The organism is Psychrobacter sp. 1176_08, assembly GCF_052850615.1.
Genome location: NZ_VXCU01000001.1, coordinates 441,153 through 454,111 on the forward strand (window position 1 = coordinate 441,153; position 12,959 = coordinate 454,111).

The window sequence follows — 12,959 nt, forward strand, 5'->3', positions numbered from 1 at the left end:
ATTCGAATACGGTGTGCTCAAAATATTAATTGGATAAGACCCAGAATTTTAAAAACCACTTATGTGCATTGACTCTCATGAGCATGACTGCTTAAATAGTTAACCCCTAGGAGAATATGGTATGACTGAAAAAAATGCCTCAGACGAAAAACGTCAGCTTATCAACCGCTTCTTGATCATACTGACAAAAGAGCAACCGCAAATGTATTATGCCTCAACCTCCGAAATTGCTCGTAGTCTCTATAAAATGATTAAAGAGCATACCAATCGCTTATCTGTAGAGGAGCAAGCGCTGGTTAGACGAATGAGCATGGAAGAAATTGAGGGCTTGCTTGGTTTCCATGCTAGGTAATAATTTTCCCCATAAAAAAAGACCGCTACTAAGGCGGTCTTTTTTGTGTCTGGCTTGATGCTTAGCAGAGTCATCCGTTATTAAAATGCATAATCACGTGGTTTGTGCTGCATTGATATCCAATGCGTTCGAGTAAACTCTTCTAGTACCCACTCACCATTGAAGCGACCAATACCTGAGTTCTTTTCACCACCAAATGGTACATTGCTTTCATCATTTACTGAAATATCATTGATATGAGTCATACCTGCTCTGATACCACGGGCAAAACGCAATCCTTTTTGCATGTCTGTAGTAAAGACGGCACTAGACAAGCCATACATTGAGTCATTGGCTATCGACAACGCATCCTCTTCATCTTTGGCACGAATGATACCGACCAATGGTCCAAACACTTCGTTGCATGACAAGTCCATCTCGCGCGTCACTTCTGTGAATATATGTGGCGGTACCACTTGACCTTTAATCTCACCACTCAATAACATCGTAGCCCCCTCTTCTTGAGCTTTAGCAATTTTATCTGTGAGTGATTTGACTTGTTTTTCATTAATAATTGGACCGACTGCCGTGTTCTGTTTGCTAGGATCGCCAACATTCAGTGTCTTTACATGAGCCAAAAAGCGCTCTACAAACTCGTCATAAATGTCGTCTTCTACGATAATACGGTTAATAGCGATACAGATTTGACCTTGATGCAAGAATTTACCAAAAGCGGCAGCTTTGACTGCTTGCTCAATATCGGCATCTTTTAGGACAACAAATGGACTATTGCCACCCAGCTCAAGCGCCACTTGCTTGATATAGTCGCCGCCGCTTGCAAGCTCGCCAATGTGTTTACCGACTGAGGTAGAACCTGTGAATGAGACAAAGCTTGGAATATCATGCGTAACAATAGCATCACCAATTTCACTACCCGCGCCAACCACAACATTCAGCAGCCCTTTAGGCAGACCCGCCTCTTCAAATATTTTTGCCAATAATAAACCGCCTGTAATGGGTGTATCACTTGCAGGCTTTAATACCACAGCATTACCAAGGGCCAACGCTGGTGCGATAGAGCGCTGTGTCAGATGCAATGGGAAATTCCACGGGCTAATCACAGCCACTACCCCAATTGGCTCACGATAAATAAAGTTTTCTTTACCTGCTGTATTAGAAGGGCGAATCTCACCATGTACACGGCTTGGAAAACTGGCTGCTTCAAGCGTAATGGCTCGTGCACTACTGAACTCTACCATGGCTTTAATACGAGTACTACCCGATTCTCTAATGAGCCAATCAACGATCTCGTCTTGGCGCTGATCAAAGATACTGACGACTTTATACAGAACAGCAGAACGCTCAGCTGGGGTTGTTTGCGCCCACTCTTTTTGAGCCAGAGTGGCTGCTTGATAGGCTTCATCAAGCTGCTCGCTTGTCGCTTGCTGGATTTCTACTAGCGTGTCGCCATTATAGGGATTGGTATTGGTGTTGACACTATCGTCTTGTCCGCTTTGCCATTCGCCTGCGATATATTGCAAATGAAAATCTTGATAGACATTAGGTTGGGTATTATTGGTATCGGTTGACATAATTTATCCTAGGTATTTTATAGTTGTGGTTGTCATATTGAGTAACATCTACTGGAGTAAAAATAGTTGGCGACAGGTTTACAATACATCATTCCAGCGCCACATTATTCTTGTGTATAAGTGATTATTTATTTATGGGTGCTCATTTATCAATAATGCTCTACACTCGCAGCAAACTTATAACAGTGAGTAACATCTAGCAACGTTCTTTAAAACATATACTTGCTAGACGACTGGTCTAATGCTACCATAAACTTAATAAGAATGAGCATATGTGGTCATTAAGTCTTGTTGAAAAAACGTAACTTCACAACATAACGTTCGATAAAAACAAGTGAAGCGTACTGCCCTATTTAACCTCGTTTAACTTTTACTGATGACACTTATCCATTCATACCACTTATTTAATCTTAGGAGCACATGACTATTATGTCTGTTAACTCGACGAATACCCCGCCAGACACCAAAACCCATTTGTTAGATATAGGCTATCAACTTATTGCTAAAAAAGGATTTACCGCTGTTGGTATCAAGCAGATACTAGACACAGCAGGCATTCCTAAAGGCTCGTTCTATCATTACTTTGCCTCAAAGGAGACTTTTGGTGAAGCCATTATCAGTAATTATTTTGTGCATTATAAAGAGCGCTTAGATACCATCGCAGATCAAGATGTTAGCGCTCAGCAGAAGCTATACAACTATTTTCAGAACTGGTATGACACTCAGCAAAACGGCTGTGATCATGGAAAATGCTTGGTCGTTAAGCTCAGTGCTGAGGTAGCAGACATGTCTGAGTCTATGCGTCTCGCCCTAAATGCTGGTTATCAACAAATCATCAATTGGCTGGCCGAACAGATCAAAGCTGGATGGGCTGATAACTCAGTCCCCCGTTTTGATAATGTGGCTGCTGAGAGTATGGCCAAACGCTGGTATTTTGCTTGGTTAGGTGCCAGCCTAATTGCTAAAACCAGTCAGACTAACACCCCACTCGCAGAAGTTTGGCAGATGACGACCACACAAATGGGCCGTTGATTCTGTCATTTTAGACCACGTCTATAAAAATATCCTTTGGCAGAAGATTTGCATTATTAGAGAGTTTTGTAAATTTACTAGACGACCGGTCTAATTAATGTACAATGGCCGCAGATGCAATAAACGGATTGGCAAATAAGCTACCGTCATCTTTATACAATTTATATTTAATAAATATCTAATAACGTTTAGGAATTTTATGAACAACTTTCAATATTACAATCCCGTCCGTATCGTCTTTGGTGAAGGTCAAATCACTCAGTTATCAGAATTAGTACCTACAGATGCACGTGTACTAATCACTTATGGTGGTGGTTCAGCGCAGCGTACTGGTACGCTGGATGAAGTAAAAGAAGCTTTGGCAGCAAGTGGGTCACGTGACATATTTGAGTTTGGTGGTATCGAAGCCAACCCAGAATTTACGACACTACTAAAAGCAGCAGACATGGTGAATGAGCATAACATCGACTTTATCTTGGCAGTCGGTGGCGGTTCAGTACTTGACGGTAGTAAGTTTGTTGCCTTGGTTGCCTCTTTAACTGAAGAAGACGGCACTGTTTCACGTGACCAAGCGTGGGATGCCTTAATCAGCTATTGCAAAAATCTTGATTCTGCTATTGATCTGGGCGCGGTTTTGACGATACCAGCGACTGGCTCTGAAATGAACTCAGGTGGCGTTATCAACTATAGTGAACGCCAAGCAAAACTGCCATTTGGCAATCCATTGGCCTTTCCTAAATTTTCGATTTTAGACCCTATCAAGACATTGACTCTACCTGAGCGTCAAGTCATGAACGGTGTTGCTGATGCTTTTGTTCATGTAATGGAGCAATACTTAACGTATCCAGTGAACGCTAAGGTTCAAGACGCATTTGCTGAGAGCTTACTTAAAATTCTTATTGCAGAAGGTTTGGTGGTGAAGCAAGAGCCAAATAACCTAGAGACTCGTAAGAACATCATGTGGACAGCTACGATGGCACTGAACGGCCTCATCGGTACAGGTGTTCCACAAGATTGGACAACCCATATGATTGGCCACGAACTGACCTCATTGCATAGCATTGATCATGCTCGTACCTTGACCATCGTGCTGCCATCCGTCATGCGTGAGCTTAAAGAAAGCAAAAAAGAAAAGCTGCTTCAGTATGCCCGTAACGTATGGGACATTACCGATACAGATCAAAATGATGACACTATCATTGAGACGGCCATTGTTTATACCGAAAACTTCTTCCGCGATCTTGGTTTACCAGTCAGCTTAGAAGATGTTGATTTAACAGAAGAAGCAATCGACCCAATCGTTAAACAGCTTGAAGCGCATAAAATGGTAAAACTGGGTGAGCATGGCAAGAATGACTTAGATGTCTCACGCCGTATTTTGCAACGTGCGGTTACTAGTAAAGCGTCTTAATTAGAAATACCATAATAATAAAAATATATCTTTTTGATTTTAAAGTAACTACTCAGCACTGAGTAGTTACTCCTTTAACAACGAACACTAATATTTATAAATAAAAAAAGGATTATTAAAATGAGCTTTGATAAGCAACAAAACCAAAATACAAATCGTCAAATCAAACTTGCCAGCCGCCCTCAAGGTGAGCCGAAGGCTGAAAACTTTGATTTAGTGACTAGCGATATTCCCTCGCCTAACGACAATGAGATGCTATTACGCACCGTTTATTTATCATTAGATCCGTATATGCGTGGACGTATGAGCGATGCAAAAAGCTATGCAGATCCCTTAGCAGTGGGTGATGTCATTATGGGTGGAACGGTTGCCCAAGTCGTTGAATCTAATATAGATAAATTCGCTGTCGGTGACTTGGTGGTCTCAAACTCAGGCTGGCAAGATTATAGCGTTAGCAATGGCGAAGGTGTCCTAAAGCTTGATAAAGATATGAAAAACCCCTCTTATGGCTTGGGCGTATTAGGTATGCCAGGGTTTACGGGTTATATGGGTTTGACTGATATCGGTAAACCACAAAAAGGCGAAACGTTGGTGGTTGCAGCCGCAACTGGTCCAGTTGGCGCTACTGTCGGGCAAGTGGGTAAACAATACGGCACGCGTACAGTGGGTGTCGCTGGCGGTAAAGAAAAGTGTGATTTCGCAGTTAATGAGCTTGGTTTTGATATCTGTATCGACCACAAAGCTGATGATTTTGCTGAGCAACTAAAAGCGGCGTGTCCAGATGGTATCGATATCTACTACGAAAATGTCGGCGGTCATGTGTTTGATGCCGTAATGCCCCTCTTGAATGCTCATGCTCGTATTCCAGTCTGTGGTCTAGTCGCTCAATACAATGCGACGGACTTGCCTGAAGGTAAAGATCGTTTGAGCATGTTGACAGGACTTATCCTGAGTCGTCGCTTAACGATTAAAGGGTTTATTATTTTTGAAGAATATGGAGATCACTATCCTGAATTCTTAGAAACCATGAGCAAATGGGTAAAATCAGGTGATGTCAAAACCAAAGAGTATATCGCTGAAGGCTTAGACCATGCACCTGATGCTTTCGTCCGCATGCTAAACGGTGACAACTTTGGCAAAACAGTGGTTAAAGTCGCTGACGTCAACTAATACTCTTTTATTAGTTAACATTAGATGAGTAGTAATAACCACTTAACAACATAGTTTACTCATATTGCTACTGCAAAATGTCTACGTTGCATGAATACTATGAATGATAAATAGATAAGCAATGACAAATAGACAAGTAACTGGATAACGATTCATTCAATAACTAAGTACTAATCATTATACCTTTAAACAGTATAGCAATTAGTGCTTGGTTAACTATGAACCTCGATCAAACATCAATAATAACTAAGGATACTTATGAACATTTTAATGGTACTAACTTCACACGATCGTCTGGGTGACACAGGTAAGAAAACGGGTTTTTGGTTAGAAGAATTTGCCGCTCCTTACTATGCTTTTATTGACGCTGGTGTGAACGTAACGCTAGCCTCTCCTGCAGGTGGTCAGCCACCACTTGATCCTAGTAGCGATACAGCGGATGCACAGACAAAAGATACCAAACGTTTTAAAGAAGACGCAAAAGCACAAGAACATCTTGCGAATACTGAAAAACTTGCTGATATGAAAGCAGAAGATTTTGATTCTGTCTTTTATCCAGGCGGTCATGGCCCATTATGGGATTTAGCCGTCGATAAAAACTCCATCAATTTGATTGAAACGTTTGTGACGCAAGACAAGCCAGTGGCTTTTGTTTGCCACTCTCCTGCTGCTCTAAAAAATGTCAAGATTGATGGTGAGTATCTGGTTAAAGGCAAAACAGTCACTGGGTTTTCTAACTCAGAAGAAGAAGCCGTTAGTCTGACAGATGTCGTACCCTTCTTAGTAGAAGATGCTTTAAAAGACAATGGCGGTCACTATGAAAAAGCTGCGGATTGGGAATCATTTGTTGTCGAAGATGGCTTGTTGATTACAGGGCAAAACCCAGCGTCATCAGAAGAAACAGCCAAGCGATTGATGGCCAAATTGAAGGGCTAATATAAAGCTCTAAGGTGAACATAATAAACCACACAAAAAGGCCACTACCATGATTCGCTTACATCATCTCAATCAATCACGCTCGTTACGCATCCTATGGCTTCTAGAAGAACTTGGCGTGTCTTATACGGTCATTAGTCATCAACGCGATGCTAAAACCCATTTGGCACCAGAGAGTCTAAAAGCGGTACATCCACTTGGTAAGTCTCCGGTTATTGAAATGGATGGCCAACTTTATACTGAGTCAGGGGCTATTACTGAGCTATTAATTGAACGATTTGCGCCAGAGCATTTGCGTCCTTCTATAGATAGTACAGATTATGGGACTTATTTGCAGTGGATTCATTTTGCAGAAAGCTCGCTTATGTTGCCGTTATTACTTGAACTATTTACCAAAAAGGCAGGTATTAACGATAATGAGTTTTTGGATAATTATATTGCCGAAGAGAAACACAAACTGCTAAGCTATTTGAATGATGAAGTGGCTGATAAGGCCTTTATCGTTGGCAATAGATTAAGTGGGGCTGACTTTATGTTGTCTTTTGACTTGATTATGCTTGCCAAGCGCGAGATGTTAGAAGACTACCCGTCTATAAAACAATATGCCTTACAACTGGCTAGCCTTGATAGCTATCAGCGTACCATGCGTTTGGAAGCAAATTATGATGAGTCGATCTAACAGACTGTTTTAACGCCATTACTTAATTTTTTATGACATAAGAACAGTTCTGTAAAGAGCTGTTCTTATTTTTGATTCAACTGTATGTCCATTATCTATAAATGGGCGTACGGTAATATTTGAACATAAGTTAAAAACAGCATAGCGCGTTACGTGTATATGACAAACGCCTGATAGAAGTTATGATAAAATCTTGCCCGCTATTTTTAAGTTATATTTTTGTCTTATATATTGAATATTGTCGATCCACTATAAAATAAATACAGTGCGACTGGGATGAATTTTGCGCAGTCTCTGTAATAGCAGCACGCAAGAAAAATTTATACCTGTAGCACGCTGTAATGTCTGTGTTCTTTTTATTCAGGATTAACTATAGCGTGTATCTCAATTAATACCCATCCAATAGGTACAGTTTTTGTCTGGGCGCTGCCCCATGTCATTTACTCTCTTACAAACATCGTCGTACGCTCATGAATACTGAATATCAATTTAAGCCGCATGAACAACCATTGATGGTTGGCTCTCCAGCCAATCCTGACCATCCTGCACGCCGTAAATTATTCTATCTACTTATCGGAATTTTTATTGGTCTGACTGCCAGCTTTCAGAACGGTTTATTGGTGGCGAATTTGACGCAAATCCAAGGGGAAATGGGTCTAACGCCGGTCGAAGGTGGTTGGATATCTGTCAGTTATAATATGACGAATGCTTGTATCACTGTTTTGTTATATAAAATTCGCCAGCAGTTTGGCATGTCGCTCTTTAGCAAAATCACCCTGTTTTTTCTATTAGCAGCCACAAGCTTACAGTGGTTCGTCAACAGTCACTTCTTGGATGCGATTAACATTCAAATTGATGCTTACTATCTAGAGATTATTGCTAGAGGGTTAAGTGGTATGGTCGCTAGTGGTATGACCATCCTAGGTTTATTCTATTGTTTGCAAGGCATGCCTACGGTCAAACGCACCAGCGGTTTGATATTGGGTTTTGGCTTGGTGCAATTTGGTATCCCATTATCACGAATTATCTCGCCCTATCTCGCTATCGACGGTCAGCTTGAAAACTTATTCTTATTTCAATTTGGTTTGGCATTGATCTGTTTTGGGTTAATTAATATTTTAGAATTGCCACCTGGTAATACCGAAAAAGTCTTCGAAAAACTCGATTTTTTAAGCTTTGCTTTTTTTGCCAGTGGTCTTGCTGCGTTGGCTGTATTCTTAGTACAGGGCCGCATTCAGTGGTGGACAACGCCTTGGCTAATTTATTCACTCATTATTGCCGCCGTCAATATTAGCATAGCACTGTGGATTGAAACGCATCGCAAAAACCCTATGTTGCAAGTTCGCTGGATGCGTAGTCGCAACATCATTGCTTTTATGATTACTGGTGCTGTGATGCGTATTTTGCTGTCTGAGCAGAATGTCGGCGCGGCAGGATTGCTTGCCAGTCTTGGTTATGGTAACGATCAGCTGATTACGTTTTATGCGGTCATACTATCCGCCAGTGCCTTGGCATTAATCATTAGTATTTTTAGCACTGATGCGATGGATTTACGCCGTCCCGTTATCTTTGCAGTGGCATTAATTGCTATAGGGTCCTGGATGGATACAAGTGTGTCTATTAATTCAGCGCCTTATATGTTTTATCTTAGTCAGTCTTTGATTGCATTTGCGGCTATATACTTCATGGGACCGCTGGTTTTTGAAGGGTTTTTACGCGCTATCGCTAGTGGCCCTGCCTATATTATTAGTTTTTCTGTTATTTTTGGGATATCTCAAACGGTCGGCGGGCTTGCAGGTGCTGCCGCTATTCAAGCCTTCACAACGATTCGTACGCAAGCGCATTATGCAGATATGGTCGGCTCACTTAATTTGGGCGACCCGGCTTTGATGGGACAAGTCGCTGGTGCCAGTCGTACTTTATCGAGTCAAATAACAGATGCCACTCAAGTCAACGTAGCAGCCATGAGCCAAGTCTTACAAGGTATACAAAAACAGGCGACTGTCGCGGCATACAATGACCTATTCTTTTTGATGGCAAGCATTGCTACTATCACTACCATTATTCTATTGATAAATTATTTCTATTATCGCTATCATAAACGTAACCCACTGGCCAAAGAACTGGCGGTGATTGCCAAAATGCGTGAAAACAAATGACCCAATCTATTCACTCTACAGCACTAAAAACTTGTAAGCCTATGTTTAATAAAATCAGGAGAGCGTCATGAGCCAAGAAAAATCCAATGATCTGACTCAAAAAGCTCAAACGTCAGATGGCGCTCCAGCAGTGAAATCGCAGACAGAATCCGATACTAGTACAACGCAAACTGCGACGGACTCCATTCAGAACAACCAAGAACCAACTCCAAGCTCTAGCAGTCAGGACAAATCTGATGTGGATGATACGCCAACTGGTAATGAGCCTCCCATGCCACCCAAAGAGCCTATTCCTGACTCAACTGGCTGGTCGCCCAAGAAAAAATCGTATTTAAATTTGGGGTTATTGATACTACTAATTATTATTGGTGTGACCTTGATTTTGTATGCGTGGAAATTACCTCCTTTTACACCGACAATACAGCAGACAAACAACGCCTTTGTGAAAGGTCAAACGACCATTATCAGTCCGCAAGTGTCAGGTTATGTGACCGAAGTAGCTGTACAAGATTTTGCCACTGTAAAAGAAGGTGATTTACTCATAAAAATAGACGATCGTACCTTTCAGCAACAGCTTGATCAAGCACAGGCCGATACAGAGGTAGCACTCACCAATCGTTCTAGTAATACTCAAGATACGCAAAGTAGCCAAGCACAAATCGAAGCACGAGAAGCGGATCTATACAGTGCCAAAATCAACGTGGAAAGCGCGCGTGAGGACGTGAATCGCTATCAAGGTTTAGATGCTATTGGTGCTGTCTCAAAAGCGGAAGTGGCTCATATCAAAGCCCAACTCGCTCAGGCGCAGGCAAGTGTGCAACAGGCGGAAGCCAATTTGCAAGCCGCTCGTCAAAACCGTGATAAAACCAGCGGTAGCCGCTCCTCACTGGACGCGAACATAAAAAGCGCTGAAGCTGGTGTAAAGCAAGCACAGATTAATCTAGACAATACTATCATCACGGCGCCAGAATCTGGTCAGCTCAGTCAAGTGAGTGTTAAAGAAGGGCAGTATGTCAGCGCAGGTACACAGTTGATGTATATCGTACCTGAAGGCGTATGGATTATTGCAAACTTCAAAGAAACTCAAGTGGCAAATATGGCGATAGGTGAACCTGCAACCATTCGGGTGGACGCACTTGGAGGAACAGAGTTCACTGGTCATGTCAGTAATATATCACCAGCAACTGGTAGTGAATTTAGTGCTGGCGCTGCCAATCCTGCGACTGGCAACTACATCAAAATTGCTCAGCGCATTCCTGTACGGATTGACTTAGATAAGGGTCAGCCAGAGCTTGCGCGTTTACGTCCTGGCATGTCAGTTTCGGTCGATATAGACACCGATCACAAAGTCAAAAAGTAGTACAAAAAAAGCCATTCTAAATTCCTTGATTAGTGGATTTAGAATGGCTTTTAAACTATCTATCAAATACTTTTAACAACCCGCCTTTACCATTATGGCAATAAGCGTTTCGTTGTCCAAGTAGAGGCTCCCTCGTTATTATCTTGCATATAAACGAGGCGATCATGCATGCGGTTAGCACGTCCTTGCCAAAACTCGATTTTTTCAACCGTAATCTCATAACCGCCCCAAAACTCTGGCGTAGGTACGGCCAGGTTTTCTGGATAATCGGCCTGCAATTGTGCAAATTTTTCTTCCATAACCTCACGGTTAGCCACTTCACCACTTTGCGGTTGGCTTACCCATGCCCCAACTTGACTGTCATGGGGACGTTTTTGAAAATATGCTGCAGATTTTTTTGCATCAATTTTGGCAATTTTTCCACTGATACGAATTTGGCGCTCAAGCTCATGCCAAAAAAACAGGGCTTCGGCATTGGGATTTTCTGCAATATCCTGTCCTTTTGCACTTTCGTAATTGGTATAAAAAACAATACCCGTTGCTGTGATCTCACGTAGCAATACAATACGTACGCTGGGTTTATTGTCTGCACCGCAAGTCGCCAAATTCATGGCATAGGGTTCTTGAACGCTTTGCTCTATGGCCTCACTCATCCAAGCATGTAAAAGCTCAAATGGTGACTCTGGTATTGATGTTTGATCCAGTGTGCCTTTTTCGTATGACAGGCGTTGGTCAGTGAAGTCCATGCTCATGGTCATTCCTCGTTTTGTCTTATTCGTTCAAGGGCGGTTATTCTAATACAGATTTGATAAGATCAGCTAAGTCATTTGCCATGACATCACATTCTATGATGTCATCCGACTCGACCATGACGCGTATCATTGGCTCTGTACCTGATTGGCGAATCAAGAGACGACCACGTCCTTCCAATGTAGACTGTGCTTTTTCAAAGGCGACAACCAGCTCATCATGATCATAAGGGTCTTGCATCTTAGCCAAACGTACATTGACCAGTTTTTGTGGCAGTACTTCGAACCCTTCAATAAGATCACTCAGTGCGCGCCCTTGAGCTTGCATCACAGCCAACACCTGTAAGCCTGCGATGATGGCATCGCCTGTGCGACTCTTATCCAAGCATAGGATGTGTCCAGAGGGCTCTCCACCCAATATCCAGCCATTGGTTTCAAGCGTCTGCATGACGTAGCGATCCCCTACTTTTGCACGCATAAAGTCAATACCAGCATCCTTGAGTGCCAGCTCTAACCCCATGTTGCTCATGAGTGTCCCTACCACGCCTTTAGCTTTGGTAGAACCTTTGGTAGCCAGTAGGTATAAAATACCGTCGCCATCAATTAGTTGACCAGTTTCATCGACCATTACGATACGATCGCCGTCACCATCTAAGGCAATACCAACATCTGCTTCGTGATCCAGCACTGCTTGTTGCAGACCTTCTGGATGTGTAGAACCACAGTCATCATTGATATTGATACCGTCAGGCTCATTGTTGATTGCAATCACATTGGCACCAAGCTCACGCATGACTCTTGGCGCCACACTATAACCTGCGCCATTTGCACAATCGACTACAATAGTCAAATGGCTCAAATCGTATTGATAAGGGAAACTGCCTTTACAAAATTCGATATAACGACCTTTGGCATCATTGATTCGGTTGTTCTTACCGAGATTGGCAGGATCAAGAATTGGCATGATGACGGCATCGCCAGCTTCTGACTGACTCATCACTGCCTTTAATTTGTCATTAATAGCAGTTTGCATGTCATCGGTTAATTTTTTACCATCACCCGAAAAAAACTTGATACCGTTATCATAGTACGGATTATGAGAGGCTGAAATAACCACGCCAGCATCCGCATTAAAACTGCGGGTCAAATGTGCGATGGCAGGTGTTGGCAATGGGCCAAGCATATGGACATCAACACCAGCGGCATTAAAACCCGCTTGTAGAGCCCCTTCAATAACGTAACCTGACAAGCGAGTATCTTTACCAATGACCACACTCGGTTTACGGGCAGGATTATCATTGTTTTCCATCAATACTTGACCCGTAACATAACCCAATTTTAAAATAAAATCAGGCGTAATCGGTAACTGACCAAATTTGCCGCGAATACCATCGGTGCCAAAGTAGCTCATTATGTGTGTTCCCTAATTGTAAACTAAGTCTAAAAGTAAAAGGCCAAACGTATACGCAGGCACTGATATTGTTATAGTAATCCGTTATGTATTTTACAAAAAAAACGGCCAACAATAACAAAGCATTGT

At 42.3% G+C, this 12,959-nt stretch carries 11 protein-coding genes; 8 read left to right on the forward strand and 3 right to left on the reverse strand.

Annotated features, from left to right (window positions below; genetic code table 11):
• The first annotated feature begins 121 nt into the window (after positions 1 to 121).
• On the forward strand, positions 122 to 352 hold the full coding sequence (locus FW759_RS01765; protein ID WP_062844739.1) for a hypothetical protein: 231 nt from the start codon (positions 122 to 124) through the stop codon (positions 350 to 352).
• Positions 353 to 432: 80 nt separating this feature from the next.
• On the opposite strand, the gene FW759_RS01770 is transcribed toward FW759_RS01765, so the two are convergent.
• The gene (locus FW759_RS01770; RefSeq protein ID WP_446441998.1) at positions 433 to 1,923 is read right to left on the reverse strand and encodes an aldehyde dehydrogenase family protein; all 1,491 of its coding nucleotides are present in this window, start codon (positions 1,921 to 1,923) and stop codon (positions 433 to 435) included.
• Positions 1,924 to 2,343: 420 nt separating this feature from the next.
• Between FW759_RS01770 and FW759_RS01775 the strand changes: the two genes are divergently transcribed.
• The 7 genes from FW759_RS01775 (at position 2,344) to FW759_RS01805 (ending at position 10,670) form a co-directional block, all read left to right on the forward strand.
• On the forward strand, positions 2,344 to 2,955 hold the full coding sequence (locus FW759_RS01775) for a TetR/AcrR family transcriptional regulator (RefSeq protein ID WP_443505231.1): 612 nt from the start codon (positions 2,344 to 2,346) through the stop codon (positions 2,953 to 2,955).
• A 199-nt stretch (positions 2,956 to 3,154) separates the two neighbouring features.
• Positions 3,155 to 4,366 (forward strand): iron-containing alcohol dehydrogenase, encoded by a 1,212-nt coding sequence (locus FW759_RS01780; RefSeq protein WP_131397812.1) that lies wholly within the window; start codon positions 3,155 to 3,157, stop codon positions 4,364 to 4,366.
• A gap of 120 nt (positions 4,367 to 4,486) precedes the next feature.
• Positions 4,487 to 5,536 (forward strand): zinc-binding dehydrogenase, encoded by a 1,050-nt coding sequence (locus tag FW759_RS01785; RefSeq protein WP_131397814.1) that lies wholly within the window; start codon positions 4,487 to 4,489, stop codon positions 5,534 to 5,536.
• Between the two features lie 258 nt (positions 5,537 to 5,794).
• Positions 5,795 to 6,472: a type 1 glutamine amidotransferase domain-containing protein gene (locus tag FW759_RS01790; protein WP_131397816.1), complete on the forward strand. Its 678-nt coding sequence runs from the start codon at positions 5,795 to 5,797 to the stop codon at positions 6,470 to 6,472.
• A gap of 49 nt (positions 6,473 to 6,521) precedes the next feature.
• Positions 6,522 to 7,151 carry a glutathione S-transferase N-terminal domain-containing protein gene (locus FW759_RS01795; protein WP_131397818.1) on the forward strand — a complete coding sequence of 210 codons (630 nt, stop codon included), beginning with the start codon at positions 6,522 to 6,524 and terminating at the stop codon, positions 7,149 to 7,151.
• Between the two features lie 470 nt (positions 7,152 to 7,621).
• Positions 7,622 to 9,310, forward strand: coding sequence for an MFS transporter (locus FW759_RS01800; RefSeq protein ID WP_446441999.1), 1,689 nt, complete (start codon positions 7,622 to 7,624; stop codon positions 9,308 to 9,310).
• 67 nt (positions 9,311 to 9,377) lie between these two features.
• Positions 9,378 to 10,670 (forward strand): efflux RND transporter periplasmic adaptor subunit, encoded by a 1,293-nt coding sequence (locus FW759_RS01805; RefSeq protein ID WP_131397822.1) that lies wholly within the window; start codon positions 9,378 to 9,380, stop codon positions 10,668 to 10,670.
• A gap of 92 nt (positions 10,671 to 10,762) precedes the next feature.
• On the opposite strand, the gene pdxH is transcribed toward FW759_RS01805, so the two are convergent.
• The gene (gene pdxH, locus FW759_RS01810; protein ID WP_446442123.1) at positions 10,763 to 11,416 is read right to left on the reverse strand and encodes a pyridoxamine 5'-phosphate oxidase; all 654 of its coding nucleotides are present in this window, start codon (positions 11,414 to 11,416) and stop codon (positions 10,763 to 10,765) included.
• A gap of 43 nt (positions 11,417 to 11,459) precedes the next feature.
• Positions 11,460 to 12,830: a phosphoglucosamine mutase gene (glmM, locus tag FW759_RS01815; protein WP_131397836.1), complete on the reverse strand. Its 1,371-nt coding sequence runs from the start codon at positions 12,828 to 12,830 to the stop codon at positions 11,460 to 11,462.
• Positions 12,831 to 12,959: the final 129 nt, after the last annotated feature.